This window comes from Micromonospora sp. NPDC049274 (assembly GCF_040678875.1).
Lineage (GTDB): Bacteria > Actinomycetota > Actinomycetes > Mycobacteriales > Micromonosporaceae > Micromonospora.
On the sequence record NZ_JBFAQS010000008.1, the window covers coordinates 105,260 to 126,635 of the forward strand.

Annotated in this window: 17 protein-coding genes; 8 read left to right on the top strand and 9 right to left on the bottom strand. The window is 73.1% G+C overall.

What is annotated here, in order from left to right:
- Positions 1–105: 105 nt before the first annotated feature.
- On the top strand, positions 106–636 hold the full coding sequence (locus AB0K10_RS17180) for a phospholipase (protein ID WP_363684440.1): 531 nt from the start codon (positions 106–108) through the stop codon (positions 634–636).
- A 93-nt stretch (positions 637–729) separates the two neighbouring features.
- Here AB0K10_RS17180 and AB0K10_RS17185 read toward each other — a convergent pair whose 3' ends face one another.
- Both AB0K10_RS17185 and AB0K10_RS17190 read right to left on the bottom strand, forming a co-directional pair.
- Positions 730–3,567, bottom strand: a complete 2,838-nt coding sequence (locus AB0K10_RS17185) for an adenylate/guanylate cyclase domain-containing protein (RefSeq protein ID WP_363684442.1) — start codon at positions 3,565–3,567, stop codon at positions 730–732.
- Between the two features lie 153 nt (positions 3,568–3,720).
- A complete protein-coding gene (locus AB0K10_RS17190; RefSeq protein ID WP_363684443.1) occupies positions 3,721–3,930 on the bottom strand; it encodes a zinc ribbon domain-containing protein in 210 nt (69 codons plus the stop codon).
- A gap of 38 nt (positions 3,931–3,968) precedes the next feature.
- On the opposite strand from AB0K10_RS17190, the gene AB0K10_RS17195 reads away from it, so the two are divergent.
- From AB0K10_RS17195 to AB0K10_RS17205, 3 genes are all read left to right on the top strand, one after another.
- Positions 3,969–5,549 (top strand): lytic murein transglycosylase, encoded by a 1,581-nt coding sequence (locus AB0K10_RS17195; RefSeq protein WP_363684445.1) that lies wholly within the window; start codon positions 3,969–3,971, stop codon positions 5,547–5,549.
- Positions 5,550–5,621: 72 nt separating this feature from the next.
- Positions 5,622–6,638 (top strand): GNAT family N-acetyltransferase, encoded by a 1,017-nt coding sequence (locus AB0K10_RS17200; RefSeq protein ID WP_363684771.1) that lies wholly within the window; start codon positions 5,622–5,624, stop codon positions 6,636–6,638.
- Between the two features lie 92 nt (positions 6,639–6,730).
- Positions 6,731–10,009 (top strand): lamin tail domain-containing protein, encoded by a 3,279-nt coding sequence (locus AB0K10_RS17205; protein WP_363684447.1) that lies wholly within the window; start codon positions 6,731–6,733, stop codon positions 10,007–10,009.
- A 141-nt stretch (positions 10,010–10,150) separates the two neighbouring features.
- Here the strand turns inward: AB0K10_RS17205 and AB0K10_RS17210 are convergent, their stop codons facing one another.
- A complete protein-coding gene (locus AB0K10_RS17210; RefSeq protein WP_363684449.1) occupies positions 10,151–10,498 on the bottom strand; it encodes a MerR family transcriptional regulator in 348 nt (115 codons plus the stop codon).
- 57 nt (positions 10,499–10,555) lie between these two features.
- On the opposite strand from AB0K10_RS17210, the gene AB0K10_RS17215 reads away from it, so the two are divergent.
- Both AB0K10_RS17215 and AB0K10_RS17220 read left to right on the top strand, forming a co-directional pair.
- On the top strand, positions 10,556–11,131 hold the full coding sequence (locus AB0K10_RS17215) for an NAD(P)H-dependent oxidoreductase (protein ID WP_363684451.1): 576 nt from the start codon (positions 10,556–10,558) through the stop codon (positions 11,129–11,131).
- 8 nt (positions 11,132–11,139) lie between these two features.
- Complete coding sequence (locus AB0K10_RS17220) at positions 11,140–12,666, top strand: DHA2 family efflux MFS transporter permease subunit (RefSeq protein WP_363684453.1); 1,527 nt, start codon at positions 11,140–11,142, stop codon at positions 12,664–12,666.
- Here AB0K10_RS17220 and hemB read toward each other — a convergent pair.
- Genes hemB through AB0K10_RS17245 form a run of 5 tightly spaced genes read right to left on the bottom strand, consistent with a single transcriptional unit; the run spans position 12,617 to position 18,329 of the window.
- Entirely contained in the window at positions 12,617–13,600 is a 984-nt protein-coding gene (gene hemB, locus AB0K10_RS17225) for a porphobilinogen synthase (RefSeq protein ID WP_363684455.1), read from the bottom strand. The two genes, AB0K10_RS17220 and hemB, sit on opposite strands and share 50 nt — an antisense overlap.
- Before the next feature lie 22 nt (positions 13,601–13,622).
- Positions 13,623–15,203, bottom strand: coding sequence for a uroporphyrinogen-III synthase (locus AB0K10_RS17230; protein WP_363684457.1), 1,581 nt, complete (start codon positions 15,201–15,203; stop codon positions 13,623–13,625).
- Positions 15,200–16,168, bottom strand: a complete 969-nt coding sequence (gene hemC, locus AB0K10_RS17235) for a hydroxymethylbilane synthase (protein WP_363684459.1) — start codon at positions 16,166–16,168, stop codon at positions 15,200–15,202. The genes AB0K10_RS17230 and hemC overlap by 4 nt, the downstream gene beginning before the upstream one ends.
- Positions 16,165–17,562 carry a glutamyl-tRNA reductase gene (locus AB0K10_RS17240; protein WP_363684461.1) on the bottom strand — a complete coding sequence of 466 codons (1,398 nt, stop codon included), beginning with the start codon at positions 17,560–17,562 and terminating at the stop codon, positions 16,165–16,167. Before AB0K10_RS17240 ends, hemC begins: the two co-directional genes overlap by 4 nt.
- Complete coding sequence (locus AB0K10_RS17245; RefSeq protein WP_363684463.1) at positions 17,559–18,329, bottom strand: redox-sensing transcriptional repressor Rex; 771 nt, start codon at positions 18,327–18,329, stop codon at positions 17,559–17,561. Before AB0K10_RS17245 ends, AB0K10_RS17240 begins: the two co-directional genes overlap by 4 nt.
- A gap of 381 nt (positions 18,330–18,710) precedes the next feature.
- Between AB0K10_RS17245 and AB0K10_RS17250 the strand changes: the two genes are divergently transcribed.
- Together AB0K10_RS17250 and AB0K10_RS17255 are read left to right on the top strand one after the other, a co-directional pair.
- Positions 18,711–20,006: a sensor histidine kinase gene (locus AB0K10_RS17250; RefSeq protein WP_363684465.1), complete on the top strand. Its 1,296-nt coding sequence runs from the start codon at positions 18,711–18,713 to the stop codon at positions 20,004–20,006.
- 58 nt (positions 20,007–20,064) lie between these two features.
- The gene (locus AB0K10_RS17255; RefSeq protein WP_030329744.1) at positions 20,065–20,718 is read left to right on the top strand and encodes a response regulator transcription factor; all 654 of its coding nucleotides are present in this window, start codon (positions 20,065–20,067) and stop codon (positions 20,716–20,718) included.
- Here the strand turns inward: AB0K10_RS17255 and AB0K10_RS17260 are convergent.
- A complete protein-coding gene (locus AB0K10_RS17260) occupies positions 20,699–21,364 on the bottom strand; it encodes an HAD hydrolase-like protein (protein ID WP_363684467.1) in 666 nt (221 codons plus the stop codon). The two genes, AB0K10_RS17255 and AB0K10_RS17260, sit on opposite strands and share 20 nt — an antisense overlap.
- Positions 21,365–21,376 lie beyond the last annotated feature (12 nt).

Sequence of the window (21,376 nt, forward strand, 5' to 3'; positions counted from 1 at the left end):
TTCGCGAGGCGCATTCCCGCTGGTCGACCCCTTGATCGAAACTTGTCGACATCCGGTAACCCGCCGGTAACTTCCGTCCCACCGCTCACCCTGCGGAGGTCACCCGTGCCCCGACGTATCGCCACCCTGTTCGCCTCGGGCGCGCTCGCGCTGCTCGCCACCCTCACCGTCGCCTCCCCCGCCGCCGCCGTCACCCCCGCAGAGAAACTGTCCGTGCTGTCGAGCTGGACCCAGACCAGCGCGTCCAGCTACAACTCGTGGAACAACGCCCGCGTCAACCGGGCGCCCTGGGCCGAGTACGCCTTCAACTGGTCCACCGACTACTGCTCGTCCAGCCCGGACAACCCGCTCGGGTTCACCTTCAACCTGGGCTGCTACCGGCACGACTTCGGCTACCGCAACTACAAGGCGGCCGGCCAGTTCTCCGCCAACAAGGCCCGCCTGGACAACGCCTTCTACGCAGACCTGAAGCGGGTCTGCGTCACGTACAACGCGGTCGTCCGCCCGGCCTGCTACAGCCTGGCCTGGACGTACTACCAGGCGGTCCACATCTTCGGCTCGGTAGCGGCGGTCCAACAGGCCGACATAGACCGAGCCGCCCGCCTAAAGACCGAAGCAGAAGCCAAAGCCCACTAACCCCAACCCCCACCCCCCCCCGCGGTGATCATGAAGTTATTGCCCGTCCGCCCGGCGTGTCGCGGCAATAACTTCATGATCAACGGCGAGAGGTCAGGCGCGTTCCGTTCGGGTTGCGGGGTGGGCGGGGTGGGCGGGAGGTTGTGCGTGGTGGGGGGACAGGTCGGTGCTGAAGCGAGTCGAATCCGCCGCCAGATCCGGGTGTTCCACGTCGAGCGCCAGCGCCACGGCCTCGTCCAGGCCCATCTCGGCGCCCTCCCCGTACGCGTCGTCGAACGCCGCGTCACCCGCCATCGACCGCAGCTCCGCCTGCTGTTCGGCCCAGTAGCCGCCGTAGATGCCCGGCGTCGCGCGCATGCTCGCCCGGGTGGCCTGCGCCGCCCCGAACAGCCGCGCGGCTGTCAACCGGTCCCCGCCGAGAGCGCAGCGCACCGCGATCGCGTTGAGCGTGTCGCATGCCCGGCCGTGGTAGCCGTGACCCATCCGCGAGCGCAGCGCCACCAGCAGGTGCTCGTGCGCGGCGATCACGTCGCCCCGGGCCAGCGCGACCATCCCGAGCAGCATGTCCACCGAACGCCGGCCCCGCTCGACCGGCCGGGCGGCCTCCACCGGACGCGCCGCTCCCAGCAACTCCGCCGCCTCGTCCAACGCGCCACGCCGCCACAGCAGCTCGGCCAGGCTGAACACCGCGAACAGCGCCTCACCGACCACGTCCTGCCCGTGCGCCCAGTCGATGACCTCCCGACAGACCCGCTCGGCCTCGAAGAACTGGCCCATGTCCACAAGCGGCGCAGCCCGGCCAGCGAGCACCCGAGCCAGCAGCCCGGAGTCGCCCGCCTGCCGCGCGGCCGCCTCCGCCCGCTGCGAGTAGCGCAACTCCTCGGCGAACTCGCCGTCGGCGCCGGCGTGCAGCGAGTGCATGTGGTACGCCGCCGCCAGCTCGGCGTCCGGGATGCGCTCGCCGGTCTCGGCGATCCGCCCGTACAGCCGGAACAGCCAGAGCCGGCCCTCCCGGGCGAGCCCGCGCTCGCGCCACCACTGGTCCAACCCACCGGCCAGACGGAGACCGGCACGGGCGCTGCCACCCGTGGCGCACCACCGCAGCGCCGCCCGCAGCTCGTCGGCCAGCGGGTCGAGGGAGTAGAGGGACAACGTCACCGGACGGCCGTCCGGGCCCAGGTGCGCCCGTTCCAGCGCGTGCGCCGACCAGGCCACGTGCCGGTTACGGGCAGCCTGCTCCTCACCCGCCTCGGCCAGCCGCCGCGCCGCGTACGCCCGGATCGGGTCGAGCATCCGGTACGAGCTGCCAGCGGCGCGCGGCTCGGCCAACACCATCGACTTGTCCACCAGCACCGACAGCGGATCCAGCGGATCGTCGCCCAGCAACCACTCCACCGTCGGCAGATCCACTGGCCCCGCGAAGACCGCCAGCCAGCGCAACAGCCGCGCGGCCCGCGGCCCCAACGTCCGGTACGACCAGGTGACGGTGGCCTGCATGGTCAGATGCCGTTCGGTGGCCGAGCGCTGCACGGCCCTGCTCGCCGGGGTGGGCGGCGGTGTCCCGATCGCCGCGGCCACCAGGTCCACGGTGTCCTGCTGGTTGCCGGACCAACCCCGCTCCACCGGCGGCGGATCCGGATCCTCACGACCCGCGTCCAGCGTGCCGAGGACGTCGTCCAACCGCTCGGCGAGCTGACCCACGGAGAGCACCCGCAGCCGGGCGGCCGCCAACTCGATGGCGAGAGGCAGCCCGTCCAGCCGCTGCACCACACGACGCAGGTCGGCCGACTCGGACGGGTCCGGCCGTCGACCGCCACGGGCGGCGGCCGTACGGTCCAGCAGCAGCGCGACCGCGTCACTCTCCGCGCCGTCCGGGAAGGGGTCGACCGAGAGCGGCGGGATCCGCCACACCACCTCGCCGGGCAGGCTGAAGGACTCGCGGCTCGTCGCCAACACCCGCACACCGCCCCCGCCGGAGAGGAGCCGCGAGATGACCTCGCCGCAGGCCGCCGGTTGCGTGTCGCAGGTGTCCAGCACGACAAGCATCCGGCGGGCGGCCGCGTACTCGACCAGGGTGTCCAGCATCGGGCGGCCCGGCTCGGGTCGCAGCCCGAGCACCGCGGCGATGGCGAACGCCACCAACCCCGGGTCGGTCACCGCGGCGATGTCGACGAACCACACCCCATCCGGGTACGCCTCGACCACGCCACCGGCCAACTCCACAGCGAGCCGGGTCTTGCCGGCGCCGCCCGCGCCCAGCACGGTGACCAACCGGTGCTGCTCCAGCAGTCGGCCCAGCTCGGCGCGCTCGACGTGCCGCCCGACGAACGACGTCACCTGGGTCGGCAGGTTGTGCGCCACCGCGTCGGCGGTGCGGGGGCGGGGGAACTGTCGCTCCAGGCCGGGGGCGACCAGTTGGAACAGCCGCTCCCGGTCGTCGAAGCCGCGCAGCCGGTGCAGGCCCAGGTCCAGCAGGGTGGCACCCGGTGGCAGCGGATCGGCCCGGCGGGCAGTGGACGCCGAACAGAGCACCTGCCCGCCGTGCGCGGCCGCGGCGACCCGCGCCGCCCGGTGCACCTCGGGGCTCGCGTACTCCCCGTCGCGGGGCTCGGCGTAACCGGTGTGCAGGCCCATCCGTACCCGGGGCGCGGCCTCGGCGGTGGGCCAGTCATGGCTCGCCAACGCCCGCTGGGCCGTCAGGCAGGCGGTCAGCGCCGCCGCCGCGTCGTCGAAGGCCAGGAAGAACGAGTCGCCCTCGGTCAGCAGCTCCGCCCCACCGGTGGCCGCCAGGGTGCGGCGCAGCAACCGGCGGTGCTCGGCGAGCACCGGGCGGTAGTCCGCACCGAGCAGTTGGGCCAGCCGGGTCGAGCCCTCGATGTCGGTGAACACGAAGGTCACCCAACCGCTCGGGAGCTGGATCCGTGGCGACATGCGTGGAACCTCCGCCCGTGACGTCGGGTTCATGCTGCCTGACTCCGGGCGGTCACGCATCGTGAGAACGGCCGGGCACGTGCCGCCTCAAGGTGCCACTCGAACCCGCTCCCGGCAAGGCCAGCCCACCAGCTGGCCACCGGAACGACCGGCTCAGCAGCCGCAGGCGCCACCGCAGCAGCCGCCGCCCGCGGGAGCTTGCGCGCCACCCGCGCTCCGGCCGCCGACCGACACCGCCGAGAGGAGCTTGACCGTGTCGACGTGGCCCTGCGGGCAGGTGGCCGGCGCGCCGGCCTCCGCCATCGGACGGTTGACCTCAAACGTGTCGCCGCAGGCGCGGCAGCGGAACTCGTACCGGGGCATGGCGACCAGGGTACGTGGGCCTGACGCCCGCCGGGGAGATGAGTGATACTCGACGGGTGGTGGACGGCGAGGACAAGACGCGTGTGCGACCGCTTCGACCGGCCGCGCCGCTGGACGGGCCGCTGGCCGAGTCGGGCGCCGCGCCGGATCCGGTGCCCTCGGCCGTGCCCCGCCCCCGCCGGCCGTGGCTCGGCGGCCGCACACCCGACGCGAAGACCGGGGCGCCCGCGGCGTCCGTGACCACCACGCCGGCCGTCTCGCCGAGCCTCGATGCCGCGACCGGTGACCGGCCGGAAGATTCCGCCACTGGCGATCTCGCCGCAGCGAGGACCTCTTCGGACACCACCGCCGCGCCAACCGCGACCGCGGACGCCTCAACCGTTGACGCCGACGACGCCGAAGCTGGCAGCGCCGAAGCTGACAGCTCCGACGCGGCAGCCGACGACCCAAAGGCCGGGAGCCCGAAACGCGCCGACGCCGAGGGCGACAACGCGAAGACCGACAACGCGAAGACCGACAACGCGAAGGTCGACGACGCGACAGCCGCGAGCGCGGCGGGCGCCACCGCTAAGACCGACCCCGCCAAGACCGACACCGCGACAGCCCCGGGCGCGGTGGGCGCCGCCGCCGCCGACCTGACGGCGACCAGGGTGGACGGTGTCGCCGTGGTGCCGACAGCCGAGCGTGGCCGGCGACGGCGAATGCCGTTCGCGCACGCCGTACGCCTGCCACCGCCACGTCAGGCGGCAGTGACCGCCGCGCGGGCGACCCGCGCCTGGTCCCGCCGGCCCAGCGGTCGGCTCACGGTCCCGGGGGTCTTCCTGCTGGCCCTGGTGGCCGCGACCGCCGCGGCGGGGGCGTTGCTCGTCCCGGCGACCATCCGCGGGTCCCGACCGGCGGCGGCCGACGTCACGACCGCGCCGACCGTGGCCGTACCGTCGGCGTTGCCGCTCGACCCGCGTCCGACCGGCCCCCTGCCGACCGGGCCGCTTCCCACCGGAGCGTTCCCGAGCGGCGGCATGCCGACCGGGCCGACCGTCGGCGGTCGTCCCTCGGACGCCCTGGCCGCTTGGGCGCAGCAGGTCGGGGCCAGGCTCAACATTCCCGCGACGGCCGTGCAGGCGTACGGGTACGCCGAGCTGGTGCTCGCCCAGACCAACCGCAGTTGCGCGTTGAGCTGGACGACGTTGGCCGCGATCGGCCAGGTCGAGTCCGGGCACGGCTCGGTCAACGGCGCACGGTTGGGATCGGACGGCAAGGCGCTGCCCCAGATCTTCGGGCCGCCGTTGGACGGCAACGGCGGCCGGATGCGGATCATCGACACCGATCGCGGGGCCCTCGACAATGACAGCGTCTTCGACCGCGCGATCGGGCCGATGCAGTTCATCCCGACGACCTGGCAGGAGATCGGCGCGGACGCCGACAACGACGGCCGCAAGGACCCGCACGACCTGGACGACGCCGCTCTGGCGGCCGGCAACTACCTGTGCAAGGGCGGCCGTAACCTCAGCATCCCGGGCGACTGGTGGAACGCGATCCTGTCGTACAACGACGTGCGCCGGTACGCCCAGGCCGTCTACGACACCGCTGACCGGTACGGACGGGCCAGCCGCACGTGATGTGATCGTCCGCGTACTTTGGAGAACTGGACACTTCCCCCAAGCAGCCGTTAGCGGCAAGCTAGACGGGTGATGGTGCGCGAGTGGGACCCCAGGACCGCCTCGTCCGCCGAGATCGCGTCGCTGCTGACCGCGCTGAACGCGGTGCTGGCGGCAGATCTACCGCAGGACCCACCATGGCGGGAGACCTCCCTGCGGGAGTATCTCGCCGAGGTGATGCCCGGTGAGCGGCGGATCTCCTGGCTCGCCCAGGCGGAGGCGAGCGATCCCGGCGAGCCGGGCACCGTTCTCGGGCAGGTCCACGTGCTGCTCCTGGGCGACATCGGGGTGCTCGAGGTGCTGGTGCATCCCTCCGTCCGACGCAGCGGCCTCGGCCGTGAACTGGTGCTGCGCGCCGCCCGCCGCGTCTACCAGGAGGGTTTCCAGTCGATCGGGGTCGAGGTGGTCGGCGACACGCCGGCGGTGGGCTTCTACGAGTCGCTCGGCTTCAGCCGGGAGTACGTGGAGACTCGCAGCGTGCTCGACCTGACCTCGGTGGACTGGGCCGAGCTGACCGACATGGCCAGCGGGATCGGCGCGGGCTACCACCTGGAGTTCTACCCCGGTGGGCCACCGGACGACCTGATCGAGTCGTACGCGCGGGCCAAGGCCGAGGTGCGTGACGTCGACGACGGCGAGTTGCGTCCCAGCTCGTACGACCCGGAGCGGCTGCGGGACAGCCTGGACACCCTGCATCGGCGGGGCATGAAGCCGTACATCGTCCTGGCCCGGCACGAGCAGAGCGGCGAGGTGGCCGGCCTGACCGAGGTCGTGGTGCCGGCGCAGCATCCGACCCGCGCCGACCAGTACGACACGATCGTCGCGCAGGACCACAGGGGTTACGGCATCGACCGGGCCATCAAGGCGCGGATGCTGCTGGAGCTGCGCTCCGCCGAGCCGGAGCTGGCCGAGGTGCAGACCTGGAACGCTCAGGCCAACGAGGCGATGCTCAAGGTCAACGCGGAGCTGGGCTACCGGCCCGACCGCGACTGGTGCGAATACAGCGTCGACGTCGCCGAGCTGGTACACCGCCTCGACCAGTCGCGCTGAGGAATTCACGAAACTGTCCGGTGGGGGATGGACGATGGACGGTTACGCACCTTAACGTGCGTTGACTCCCATCCACCCATCGTGGAGGCCCTATGCGCCCGCGCCGCACCACCGCAGCGCTCGCGATCGCCACCGCCGCAGTGACCGTCACGGCCCTCGGCGTCACACCCACCGCGGCGAGCGCCGCGCCCACCGACCTGTTCATCTCGGAGTACGTCGAAGGCTCGTCGAACAACAAGGCGATCGAGCTGTTCAACGGCACCGGCGCCGCCGTCGACCTCACCGCGGGCGGCTACCACCTCCAGCTCTACTTCAACGGCGCCACCACGGCGACCACCATCGCGCTGACCGGGAACGTGGCCGCCGGGGACGCGTTCGTGTTCGCCAGCGCCTCGGCGGGGGCGGCCATCCTCGCCCAGGCCGACCAGACCACCGGGGCGAGCCTGTTCAACGGCGACGACGCGATCGTGCTGCGCCGGGGCACCACAGTGCTCGACTCGATCGGCCAGGTGGGCGTCGACCCGGGTGCCGAGTGGGGCGCCGGGGCGACCAGCACGGCCGACAACACGCTGCGCCGGCTGCCCTCGGTGACGGCGGGCGACACCGACCCGTCGGACGCGTTCGACCCCGCCGCGCAGTGGGCCGGTCTCCCGGTCGACACCTTCGACGGGCTCGGCACGCACACCGTGGACGGCGGTGGGCCGACCGACGTGCCGGCCACGCTGACCTGCGGCGGGCCCCTGGTCACCGCCGCTGGAACGGCGGCGAGCCGCGAGGTGACCGCCACCGACCCCGACGACACGATCGTCGACCTGGCGGTGACCGCGGTCAGCCCGAACCCCACCTCCGGCTCGATCACCCGTACCGCCCTCACCCCCGCCGAGCAGGTGGGCGGCACCGCTCGCGCCACGATCGGCGCGAGCGCCGACCTCGCCGCCGGGGCGTACACCGTCACCGTGACCGCGACCGACGCGGGCGGTGGCACCGCCACCTGCGCGCTTGCGGTTCAGGTCACCCGGGAGCTGACCGTCGGCGAGGTGCAGGGTCCGACCACCGACACCGAGGCCGGCCCCGCCGACCGGTCGCCGCTCGCACCGGCGAGCGGCAACGGCACCAGCAGCATGATGTACGACGTCCGTGGCGTGATCACCCAGTTGACGCTGGCCCGTACGTCGGCCGGCGCGGAGCAGCACGGGTTCTTCCTGCAGAGCCGCAGCGGTGACACCGACGGTGACCCGACCAGCTCCGACGGCATCTTCGTGTTCATGGGCGCGTTCACCTCGCTGATCGGCGGCTACGTCCCGACGGTCGGCGACGAGGTCGTGCTGCGGGCCCGGGTGTCGGAGTACTACACCTTCACCCAGCTCTCCGGGGCGTCGCTGGTCCGCCGGATCGCCACCGGTCTGGACGTGGACACGACGGTCGTGGTGACCGAGGCGGTGCCGCCGGTCGAGCTGGCCGACGCGCAGCGCTTCTGGGAGCGGCACGAGGGCGCCCGGCTGCGCGTACGCGCAGGCAGCGGCGCGGTGAGTGGCCGGGACGTCTTCTCGTCCACGGCCGACGCAGAGCTGTGGGTCGTCGACCGGGACGATCCGCTGCTGGACCGCGCCGACCCGTACGCCCGGCGGGTCTTCCGGGACTCGCACCCGTTGGACAACGACCCGACCCGCCGCTTCGACGACGGCAACGGTCAGCGTGTGCTGCTCGGCAGCATGGGCGTGAAGGGCACCACCGGGGACAGCACCGCGCTGCTCCCGCCGGCGCACACCTTCGACACGCTGCGCGCGGACGCGGTGGGCGGCGTCTACTACTCGTTCGAGAAGTACGGCGTGCAGGTCGAGGGGGCCGAGTTCGACGCCGGGGCCGACCCGTCGAAGAACAACCCGCCGAAGCCGGCCGACCGTTCCCAGGAGGTCGCGGTCGCCACGTACAACGTGGAGAACCTGTACGACTACCGTGACGACCCGTTCGACGGCTGCGACTTCACCGGTAACGCCGGCTGCCCGGGTGTCGACCCCCCGTTCGACTACGTGCCGAGCAGCGAGGCGGACTACCGGGAGCACCTGACGTCGCTCGCCGACCAGATCGTCTCCGATCTGCATGCGCCCGATCTGGTCCTGGTGCAGGAGGCCGAGGACCAGGACATCTGCACGGTGTCCGGGGCGGCGCTGGCCTGCGGCGAGACCAACAACGCCGACGGCGCTCCGGACAGCATCCAGGAGTTGGCGCTCGCGGTGGCGGCGGCCGGCGGGCCGGCGTACGCCGCTGCCTATGACCGCACCGGCGCGGACGTCCGCGGTATCACCGCCGCGTTCCTGTACCGCACCGACCGGCTGTCGTTGGCGGCCGCGACGGCTGGCGACCCGCTGCTGGGCTCGGCGCCGACGGTCCAGTACCGGGCTGCGGGGCTGCCGGGCAACACCGACGTGCAGAACCCGAAGGCCCTCAACGCGGTGCTGCCGGCCGACGTGGACACGTCGACAGGCAAGGACGGGAACAACGTCTTCACCCGCGCACCCCAGTTGGGCAAGTTCTCGGTGGCCGCGGCACCCGGCTCGACCGAGCGGTTCACGCTGTACGCGCTGAGCAACCACTACTCCTCCGGCCCCGACGGTCGGATCGGGCAGCGGCGGGAGCAGGCGGCGTACGGCGCGGCGATCGTGACAGCGATCGAGGCGACCGACCAGAGCGCCCGGGTGGTCTACGGCGGGGACCTGAACGTCTTCCCCCGCCCGGACGATCCCATCGCCACCGGCAGCCAGCCGACGCCGTCGGACCAACTCGCCCCGCTCTACGAGGCCGGCCTGCACAACCTGTGGGACACCCTCGTCGCCCAGGTGCCGGCGTCGGCCTACTCGTACAGCTTCGAGGGGCAGGCGCAGACGCTCGACCACCTGTTCGTCAACGACGCGCTCTACGGTGACCTGGTGCAGGTGCGGGCGGCGCACGTCAACGCCGACTGGCCGGCCGAGTTCACAGGTGACGGGTCGCGGGGGTCCAGCGACCACGACCCGCAGGTGGCGCGTTTCCGGTCCCGGGCGTCGTTGACCGTCGCCGATGCCACAGTCGTCGAGGGCGACCAGGGCACCCGGCAGCTCACCTTCACGGCGACCGTGTCCCGGCCGCTGTCCCAGCCCGTGCTGCTCTGCGCCGCAACCGTCGGGCTCACGGCGCAGGCGGGCTCGGACTTCGACTCGTACACCGGTTGCAAGGTGTTGGCCGCCGGTCAGACGTCGGTGGCGTTCCCGGTGACGGTGCGGGGTGACCGCAGGCGCGAGTCGGACGAGAAGCTGACCCTGCTGGTGGCCGGAGTGCCCGGCCTGCGGCTGACCGATCCGCTGGCGGTCGGCACGATCGGCAACGACGACTGAGGTCCCGCTCGTGCTCGGATGATCGTGCTCGATCCAGGATGTAGTGGCTTCCGGCGACCAGGAGGCCACTACATCCATGTTTGGGCACGATCTTGCCGTGTGGCCCCGGGCGATCTTGCCGTGGGCCGCGGCACCAGGGGGTCAGAGGTCGCAGAGGCGGCGGCCGGAGCCGATGTCGTCAAGTGCCGCGTGCAGGTCGCGGATGCGCCGCTCGGCCTCGGCGGTCAGCCGATCGTGCAGACCCTGCCAGTCGGCCGGCTGGGGGTCGGGTGGCAGGGCCGCGAGCAGGTCGCGGATGTCGTTGACGGTCAGGCCGACGCGCTGGGCCACTCGCGCCACCCTGATCCGGCAGGCCGCGTCGGAGTCGAAACGCCGCTGGTTGCCGCCGGTGCGCCCAGCGGTGATCAGGCCCTGCCGCTCGTAGAACCGCACCGCGGAGCCGCTGACCCCGCTCTCGCGGGCCACCTCGCCCACCGTCAACGTGCCCATCGCCACTCCCCCGCCGCCATTGACTTCACCATTACTTCAAGTCCTAGCGTCCGAGGCATGACTACGCAAGAGGACACCGCTCCGCCGACCGTCGCCGTGCTCGTCGGGAGCGTCCGTCAACCTCGGCTGGGCCGCTCGATCGCCGACTGGTTCGTCGCCCACGCGGGCCGCCGCGCGGACCTCGACCTGGACCTCGTCGACCTCGCCGAGGTGCCGCTGCCCTTCGCCGACACCCCTCCGGGCGGCAATACGGCCAGCCCGATAAGCGCCCGGTTGGCCGCCGCGGACGCGTTCGTGGTGGTGACGCCGGAATACAACCACAGCTTCCCGGCCGCCCTGAAGAACGCCATCGACTGGCACTACCGGGAGTGGGCCCGCAAGCCGGTGGCCTTCGTGTCGTACGGCGCCGGTTCCGGCGGCATCCGCGCGGTCGAGCAGCTCCGCCTGGTCTTCGCCGAGGTGCAGGCCGCCACGACCCGCTCCGGGGTGGTGCTCCGGGCGCCCTGGGAACGGCTCGACGCCCGCGGTCGGCTGGTCGACGACGAGCCGCTGCGGCAGGCCGCCGACGCCACCCTGAGCGAGCTGGCCTGGTGGGCCGAGGCGCTGCGCGCCGCCCGCCGGGTCCGGCCCTGAGCCGCGACATGGACGCGTCCGCGCGACGGCTCGGCTGGTACCTGACCCTGGGTGGCCTGCTCGCGGTGATCGACACCACTGTCACGGTGGTGGCGCTGCCGAACCTGGTCGACGACCTCGACACCGACCTCACGACGATCGGCTGGGTCACCAGCGGCTACGCGCTCGCCCTCGTCGCGGTGATGCCCACCGCCGCCTGGGCGATCGGCCGCTTCGGCGCCCGCCGCACCTACCTGACCGCGCTGCTGCTGTTCACCGCCGGCTCCGTGCTGGCCGGGGCCGCCTGGAACGTCGAGTCGCTTATCGCGTTCCGGGTGCTCCAGGGGCTGGGTGGCGGACTGCTCAACCCGGTCGGGATGGCCGTCGCGCTCGCTGCGGTGCCGCCCGGGCGGCGCGGACGGATGATGAGCCTGCTCGGCCTTCCGGTGTTGATCGGGCCCCTGATCGGGCCGGTGCTGGGTGGGCTGCTGCTCGATCACGCGTCCTGGCGGTGGATCTTCTGGATCAACCTGCCGGTGGGGCTGTTGGCGGTGTGGCTCGGCCGGTCGGTGCTGCCGGTCGCCGACCCGCGACGCCCACCGGTCCGGCTGGACGTCGTCGGGCTCCTGCTGCTCAGCCCCGGCCTGGCGCTGGCGGTCTACGGGCTCAGCGTCACCGGCGAGCGGGGCGGGGTCGTCACCGCGTCCGTGCTGCTGCCGCTCGCCCTCGGCGCCGCGCTGGTGGTCACCTTCGCCTGGCGGGCCGGCCGGATCCGGCAGCCACTGCTGCGCCTGACCGTGCTGCGCTTCCCGGGGATGGCCGCGGGCGCCGCGACGGTGGCCCTCTTCGCGGCCGGATACTTCGGCTCGTTCCTGATCATCCCGGCGTACGTGCAGGTGGTACGCGGTGACTCGGCCACTCTCGCCGGGGTGATCGGCATCCCGCAGGCGCTGACCACCGGGCTGATGCTCCAGGTCGCGACCCGGCTCGTCGACCGCGTGTCGGCGCGACGGGTCGTCGGGCTCGGCATCGCCACCGCGGTGGCCGGCACGGTGGCCCGGGTGCTGGTGCTCGACGCCGACACGTCGTACCCGCTGCTGGCCACGCTCGGTGCGGTCATCGGCCTGGGCATGGGTGCGACGCTGATGCCGACGATGACAGCGGCCAGCCGGTCGCTTCCGCCCGACGACCTGCCGTCCGGCTCCACGCTGCTCACCACCGTGTCGCACACCTCGGTGGCGGCCGGCACCGCCCTGATCGCCGCAACCCTGTCCTGGCTGACGGACCGGCTCGCCCCGAGCCTCGGCGGCGGGGGCATCACGGCCGCCAACCGGCTCGACCCGGCCAGCCGGCTCGACCTCGCCCCGGAGCTGGCGCAGGCCACCCGACTCGCGCTGGCGGTGTCGGCAGTGCTGTTGGCGCTCGCCTGGCTGACCAGCCGGCGACTTCCGGCCGCCGTCGCGGGTGCCGACGGGTCGGTCGACCCGGCGGGACCCGTCGAGTCGGTCAGTAGCGCTGGCGGAGCAGGCCGGCGGCCTCGACCGCCCAGTAGGTGAGGATGATCTGCGCGCCGGCCCGCTTGATCGAGGTGAGCGTCTCCAACATGACCCGATCCCGGTCGATCCAGCCGTTCGCGGCGGCCGCCTCGACCATGGCGTACTCCCCGGAGACCTGGTAGGCGGCGACCGGGACGTCCACCGCGGCCCGCACCGCCGACACCACGTCGAGGTAGGGCAGCGCCGGCTTGACCATCACCAGGTCGGCGCCCTCGGCGACGTCGAGCTCCACCTCGCGCAGCGACTCCCGCAGGTTGGCCGGGTCCTGCTGGTAGGCGCGCCGGTCACCCTCCAGCGCCGACTCCACCGCGTCCCGGAACGGGCCGAAGAACGCCGACGCGTACTTCACCGCGTACGCCAGCACCGACACATCCTGGTGGCCTGCGGCGTCGAGCGCCCGGCGGACCACGCCGACCTGGCCGTCCATCATCCCGGACGGCCCGACCATGTGGACCCCGGCGGCGGCCTGGGCCACCGCCATCTCGGCGTACGCGGCCAGCGTGGCGTCGTTGTCCACCTCACCGCCGGGGGTGAGCACACCGCAGTGCCCGTGCGAGGTGAACTCGTCCAGGCACAGGTCGCTCATCACGACCGTGCTGTCGCCCACCTCGGCCACCACGTCGCGGATGGCGACGTTCAGGATGCCGTTCGGGTCGATGCCGCCGGACCCGGTCGGGTCACGCCGCTCGGGCACCCCGAAGAGCATGATCCCGCCGACGCCCGCCTGGACCGCCTCGGTGGCCGCCTTGCGCAGCGAGTCCCGGGAGTGCTGGAGCACCCCCGGGAGCGACCCGATGGCCCGGGGCTCGGTGAGCCCCTCCTTGACGAACATCGGCACGACCAGCTCGGCCGGGTCGACCCGGGTCTCGGACACCAGCCGACGAATCGCCGGGGTGCGGCGCAGGCGGCGGGGCCGGATCTCGGGGTACGACATGGAAGGGCCCTCCTGAAGACGACTACCGGAAGCGGAGGGCGGTCGGCCCCTGCACCTTCGAGCCGCGGCGCTGCTTGGCCGGCATGGCGGCCAGCTTCTCGCGCAGCTCGACGGCGTAGGCGGCGAGCGCCTCCACCAGGTCGGGCACCGAGGCGTGCGGCGGCTGGACGTCGACCCGAAGGCCGAACTCCGTCGCGGTCTCCGCCGTCTTGGGCCCAATCACGGCAACAACAGTCCGCGCGTGCGGCTTCCCGGCGATGCCGACCAGGTTCCGCACTGTGGAAGAAGACGTGAAGAGGACCGCGTCGAACCCGCCCGACTTGATCGCGTCCCGGATCTCGGCGGGCGGCGGCGCGGCCCGCACCGTCCGGTACGCGGTCACGTCGTCGACCTCCCAGCCGCGCTCGGTGAGCCCGGCGGCGAGCGTCTCGGTGGCGATGTCGGCGCGCGGCAGCAGCACCCGGCCGACCGGGTCGAGGATCTCGTCGTGCGGCGAGAACTCGGCCAGCAGGCCCTCGGAGGACTGCTCCCCGGCGGGGATCAGCTCCGGCTGGATGCCGAACGCGCGCACCGCGTCCGCGGTCGCCTCGCCGATGCAGGCGATCTTGACGCCGCCGAAGTGCCGGGCGTCCAAGCCGTGCTCGGCGAACTTCTCCCAGACGGCGCGGACAGCGTTCACCGAGGTGAAGATCACCCAGGCGTACCGGCCGTCGACCAGGCCCTTGACGGCCCGCTCCATCTGCGCCGGGGTGCGCGGAGGCTCGACCGCGATGGTCGGCACCTCGCACGGGATCGCCCCGTACGCCCGCAGTCGCGCGCTCATCGCGCCGGCCTGCTCCTTGGTGCGGGGCACCAGCACCTTCCAGCCGTACAGCGGGCGGTTCTCCCACCAGCTCATCTTGTCGCGCTGGCCCACGGCCGCGCCGACGGTGAGCACCACCCGGCCGGTGAAGCCGAGCGCGGCGGCCACGAAGCTGTCCACGGTCGACGTGGTCGTGTACTGGGTCTCGCCGGTGCCGTCGCCGGTCACCCCGACACCCGTGGTGCCGTCCACGCCGGCGGCCAGCAGGCCGTCCCGGACGGCGGCGAGGTCACCGGCGTCCACCGCGAGCGCGAGCGAACCCCGGCCCACGGCCGCGGCCAGCGCGTCGAAGTCCAGCGTGCTGACGTCCTCGACGTCGGCGGCGGTACGCACACCCGGCAGCGGAACCCCCGCGTAGGTGGCGACGCCCTCGGCCTGGCCGACGCCGGGCACCACCTCGAAGTGGGCGGCGGTGCGGGCCACCGCCTGCACCTCCTTGACCACGGAGTCGTGGCCGAACGGGTCACCGGCAACCAGGTGCACCGCGTTCAGCCCGGACCGGGCAGCGGAGATCAGCACCTTCGCCACATCCCCCGGCGCGCCTTCGGCCGGGGTGAACTCGGCGTCGTCTCTGGCCTCGGCGCGGACGACGGAGAGCAACGACTCCGGGACTCCCCGGTCGTAGATCACCTGGTCGGCGTCGACCAGGGCGTCGTGCGCCCGGCGGGTCAGCAGGCCCGGGTCGCCGGGGCCCGCCCCGACGAACGCGATACGGCCGACGGGCTTACGGGTGCGGGTCATTCTGTGCTCCCAAATTGCTGGGTCCCCGGGCCGGTGTGTCCTTCGTGGCCGAGGATCGAGTCGGCGCCGAGTTCGAGGAGTTCGGCGGCGAGTGCCTTACCGATCTCCGCCGCGTCGGCGGGCGTTCCGGTGCGGGACAGCCGGAGGTCACGAGTGCCGTCCGGGCTGATCACCGCCCCGCGCAGGTAGATCTCATCGCCGTCCTCGCCTTCTGCGAGTTCGGCATAGGCGGCGACGGGTGCGCTGCACCCGGCCTCCAGGGTTGCCAGCAACGCGCGCTCCGCGATGACCGCGGTGTGCGACGGTGCGTGGTCCAGCACCGCGAGCAGCTCGACCAGATCCTGGTCGTCGATCCGGCACTCCACGGCCAGGGCGCCCTGGGCGGGCGCGGGCAGCATGAGCATCGGGTCCAGCGTCTCGGTGATCACATCGGCCCGGCCGAGCCGGGCCAGGCCGGCCCGGGCCAGTACGACGGCGTCCAGGTCGGCCTCGGGGCCGAGCACCCGCCCCAGCCGGGTGTCCACGTTGCCGCGGATCGGGGTGACCTCCAGCTGCAGGCCGAGCGCGTGCAGCTGGGCGATGCGGCGCAGCGCGCCGGTGCCGATGGTGGCTCCCGGTGGCAGCTCGGCGAGCGTGCGGCCACCCCGGGCGATCAGCGCGTCGCGCGGGTCCTGACGGGCCGGCACGGCCGCGATGTGCAGCCCGGCGGCCGCGGCCGTGGGCAGATCCTTGTAGGAGTGCACCGCGAAGTCGATGGTCCGGGCGGTCAGCGCGTCGCGCAGCGCGGAGACGAAGACCCCGACGCCGAGCCGGTGCACCGGAGCGCTGGAGCGGTCACCGGCGGTGACCACCTCGACCAGCTCGACCGGGCGGCCGGTGGCGGTGGTCAACGCCTCGGCGATCTGGCCGGACTGGGCCATCGCCAGGGCGCTGCCTCGGGTGCCGAGGCGCAGGGGGGTGGTCATCGCGCACCTCCGGCGGGCGGGGTCGGCTCGACGGTGTCGGCGTCGGACGGCGGCTCGGCGCCGGGCAGTGCCATGCCGAGGTCGGGGCTCAACACGTCGGGGACGGTGTCCACCGGCGAGGTCTGCGGCACCTGGAGGTCGAACAGCTCGCGCAGCAGGGCCGCGTACTGGTCGCCGCCGGGCTCGGCCGCGAGCTGGCGGACCTTGACGGTGGGCTGGTGCAGCAGTCGCTGCACCACGCGGTGCACCGTACGGGCCACCTCGGCTCGCAGGTCGTCGCCGAGGTCGGGGCGGCGCTGGGCCAGGCGACGCAGCTCGGCGGCCACGACGTCGTCCGCGCGACCGCGCAGCGCCGCCACGGTGGGTGCCACGTCGGCGCCACGCAGCCAGGTGAGGAAACCCTCCACCTCGCCGAGCACGATCCGCTCGACGGCGGCCGCGTCGGCCGCGGCCGGACCGTCGGCGAGCAGCGCCGCCATCCGGTCGATGTCGATCACCTCGACGCCGGGCAGGTCGGCGACGCCCTCCTCGACGTCGCGGGGAACGGCCAGGTCGAGCAGGACCAGCGGCCCCCGCGAGGGACCCCGCTCGGCGAGCGCGGCGCTGACCACCGCCCGGGTGAGGACCGGTTCGGTGGACGCGGTGGCGGCCACTACGATGTCCACTGTGGAGAGCGTGGCGGCCAGCTCGGTCATCGGCGCGGCGGCCGCCCCGTACGACTCGGCGAGCCGGACGGCACGGTCGGCGCCCCGGTTGGTGACGGTGAGCGGCCCGGCGCCCTGTCGGGAGAGCGTGGCCACTCCGAGCGACCCCATCGCGCCGGCCCCGATCACCAGGGCGGGGTGGCCGGCGAGGTCGCCGTCGAGGTGCCCGGCGGCCAGCTCCAGCGCGGCGGTGACGACGCTCTGGCCGGCCCGGTCGATGCCGGTCTCGGCGTGGGCTCGCTTGCCGACGCGCAGCGCCTGCTGCATCAGCTCGTGCAGCAGACGGCCGGCCGAGTCGGCGCCGGTGGCCCAGTGGTACGCGTCGCGCAGCTGGCCGAGGATCTGCGCCTCGCCCACGACCATCGAGTCCAGCCCGGTGGCGACCCGGAAGACGTGGTCCACGGCGGCGGTGTCGTAGTGCACGTAGAGGTGGCTGGCGAGCGACGCCGGCGAGCTGCCGGCCTGCTCGGCCAGGACGGCGCAGATGTCACCGAGCCCGCCGTGGAAACCGGACACGGCGGCGTAGACCTCCACCCGGTTGCAGGTGGAGACGAGCGCCGCCTCGCTCACGTACGGCTGGGCGACCAGGCGGTCCAGGGTGCGGGTGAGGTCGGCGGGGGGCACGGCCAGCTGCTCCAGCGTGGCGACCGGGGCGGTCCGGTAGGACGCGCCGACGACGAGCAGTTTCACGTGCCGATCGCCTCCTGGGTGTCGGTGGCCGAGAGCCCGCCGGGCAGGGCGGTGAGAGCGGACCCGCCGGTGGCGGGCAGCGCGGTCAGCGACGCCTTGCGGTGCTCGTGGAAGGACAGGATCTGCAGCTCGATGGCGAGGTCGACCTTGCGCACGTCGACCCCCTCCGGAACAGAGAGTACGCACGGCGCGAAGTTGAGGATGCTCGTCACGCCGACCGCGACCAGCTGATCGGCGACCCGCTGGGCCGCGGCGGCCGGGGTGGCGATCACGCCGATCGCGATGGATTCCTCCGTGGCGACCGCCGGCAGCTCGTCGACATGCCTGACAACCAGGCCGTTGATCTCTTCACCGACCCGGGAGGCATCGGCGTCGAGCAGTGCGGCGATCCGGAAGCCCCGGCTGGCGAAGCCGTCGTAGCCGGCCAGAGCGTGACCGAGATTACCCACGCCCACCAGGGCGACAGCGCGACGCTGAGTGAGCCCGAGCACGTACTCGATCTGCTCGATCAGCAGCGCGACGTCGTAGCCGACACCCCTGGTGCCGTACGAGCCGAGGTGGGAGAGGTCCTTGCGGAGCTTGGCGGAGTTGACCCCGGCGGCGGCCGAAAGACCCTCGCTGGAGATCGTCTCGTGCCCGGCGTCGGCGAGGTTGTGCAGCGCGCGCAGGTATTCCGGGAGCCGAGCGACGGTCGCCTCGGGAAGATCCGGGAGCGCCGGTACGGCACCGGCGCGGCCGGGCGCACCTGGCTGACGGTGCTGACTCATGAGACTCCGTGCGGTGCGATCCTCGGCCAACTCCGCTGGTCGGCCGCTTATGGACTCCCGCTGGCGACCGAGGTTGCCGGCTGTGCTAGCAGGGCGCGTCGGAACTACAGAGTAGGCGCTTGTGAAGACGTGCACAAATCGCGATCTTGTCGCTCCGGGACGCGACCCCACCAGCCCCTCCATTCCACAAGATCGATTGAGCGGCCCTGTGCGCCCGCCGCCCGGGCGATTATTGCTCAATCCCGACTTCTCTGACCAATCCCGCGTCGGCCGGTCCCGACAGCGGTGAGCCCTGGTCACGACGGCGGTAGGGACAGCACTACGGGCGAGAGGCGGGGCTTCGGGATGGGGACATCGGGCCCGGCTGCCTAGCCTGTGGCTATGACCGCCGTTGCCGCCAGCGACCATCCGACGCTGGCACCGAGCATCCCCCGCCAGCTCTTCGTCGACTCCGGCTACGTGCTGCTCGGCCTCCCCCTGGCGGTGGCCAGCTTCGTCGTCCTCGCCGTGGGCCTCGTGGCAGGTGTCGGCCTGGTGGTCACCGTGATCGGCCTGCCGATCCTCAGCGGCACCCTGTACGCCGCCCGGGGGCTGGCCGACATCGAGCGACTGCGGCTGCCCGCCGTGCTGCGACAACCCCGGATCCGACCGCACTACCGACTCCCGGAGGCGGGCGCGAACGCCTGGCGGCGGATCTTCCTGCCGATGCGCGACGCCCAGTCCTGGCTCGACCTGGCGCACGGCATCCTGCGGGTGATCGTGGCGCTGGTCACCTTCGTGCTGACGCTGGCCTGGTGGATCGCCGCTGCCGCCGGCTCCCTCTACTGGGTGTACGACTGGGCGCTGCCGCACGGCAGGGACGACAGCGACCTGGCCCAGCTGCTCGGCCTGGGCGACTCGACCACGGCCCGGATCGGGGTGACCACCGCGATCGGGGTGTTCTTCCTGATTACGCTGCCGATCGTGGCCCGGGGCTGCGCGCTCCTGCAGGGCAGCTTCGCCAAGGCCCTGCTGACCGGAGTGGCCGAGATGCGGGACCGGATCACCGTGCTGGAGGAGCAGAAGCGGGCTGCGGTGTCCGCCGAGGCTTCCGCGCTGCGCCGGTTGGAACGCGACATCCACGACGGCCCGCAGCAGCGCCTGGTCCGGCTCGCGATGGACCTCAGCCGGGCCCGGATGCAGCTCGCCTCCGACCCGGAGGCCGCCGGCCGGACCATCGACGAGGCGGTCACCCAGACCCGGGAGACGCTGGCCGAGCTGCGGGCGCTGTCCCGGGGCATCGCCCCACCGATCCTTGTCGACCGGGGTCTGCCCAGTGCCCTGGCGGCGCTCGCCGGCCGCGGGTTGATCCCCATCGAGCTCCAGGTGGACCGGCAGCTCGGTACACCTGGCGGACGGCTCGATCCGGCGGTGGAGAACACCGCGTACTTCGTGGTGGCCGAGGCGCTGACGAACATCGCCAAGCACAGTCGGGCCACCGAGGCCGTGGTCGCCGTGGCCCGCCAGGAGACCCAGCTCCAGGTGCGGGTGGGCGACGACGGGCAGGGTGGCGCCCACCTCGCCAAGGGCCACGGGCTGGCCGGCATCGCCGACCGGGTCCGGGCGGCCGGCGGGGAGCTGGCAGTGGTGAGCCCGACCGGCGGGCCCACCGAGATCCGCGCGGAGCTTCCGCTGTGAGCCGTCGAACACCGCGCCGAGCCCGGACGGCGGGCCGGACGTGGTAGACACCACAGCCATGCGCATTGTGATCGCGGACGACGCCGTCCTGCTCCGGGAGGGGCTGGTGCGGCTGCTGACCGAGAGCGGGCACCAGGTGGTGGCCGCCGTCGGGGACGGTGACGCGCTGGTCGAGGCGGTGGTGGAGCACCGGCCGGACGTGTCGATCGTCGACGTCCGGATGCCGCCGTCACACACCGACGAGGGACTGCGGGCGGCGGTGGAGGCACGGCGGCTGGTGCCGCGTACGCCGATCCTGGTGCTCTCCCAGTACGTCGAGGTGTCGTACGCCGATGACCTGCTGGCGACCACCGGCGGCGCCGGCGGTGGCATCGGCTACCTGCTCAAGGACCGGGTGGCCGCGATCGACGAGTTCCTGGACGCGCTGCGCCGGGTGGCCGGCGGCGGCACGGTGCTCGACCCGGAGGTGGTCGGCCAGCTCTTCGCCCGCCGCCGCCGCGACGACCCGCTGCGCGAGCTGACCCCACGCGAACGGGAGGTGCTCGCCCTGATGGCCGAGGGCCGGTCCAACACGGCCATCGCCCGCGCCCTGGTGGTCAGCGACGGCGCGGTGGAGAAGCACGTGCGCAACATCTTCACCAAGCTCACCCTCCCGCCGGACACCGAGCAGCACCGGCGGGTGCTCGCCGTCCTCACCTACCTGCGGAACTGACCTCCCGGGCGGCCAGGGCCACCGCGTCGGTGAGGGTGTCGGCGACCGGGTGGCCGGAGGCGCGCAGCCGGGCCGGGTCGGTGAAGCCGCCGGTGTAGAGGACCGCCCGGCCGCCCACGGCGAGGGCCGCGTCCGCGTCGTCGATGGAGTCGCCGATCAGCACCACAGCGCTGCCGTCCACGCCCAGCTCGGCCAGGTGCCGCCGGAGCGACTCGGCCTTGCGGTCACCGCCGACGGTGGCCCGCAGCCCGTCGACGCGGGTGAAGTGGCCGGTCAGCCCGTAGGTGTGCACGGTGGGCACCAGCTCCTCGTGGAACCACATGGAGAGCAGACTCTGGCTGCCCTCCCAGGCGGCCATCGCGGTCTGCGCATCCGAGGCCAGCTCGCAGGTGGTCAACCCGTCGCGGTACGCGTCGTGGAAGATCCGGTCCAGGCGGCCGAACGCGTCGTCGTCCACGGCCTGGCCGAGCACCTCGGCGTAGTAGTCGGCGATCGGCCGACGGAACCGCGTCCGGTGCTCGTCGAGCGTGACCACCGGCCCGCCCACGCTGGCGAACGCGGCGTTGGTGGCGGCCACCACCAGGCTGAGGTCGTTGAGCAGGGTGCCGTTCCAGTCCCAGACGAGGTGGGGGTGCGCAGGGGTCATCGGAGCACCATA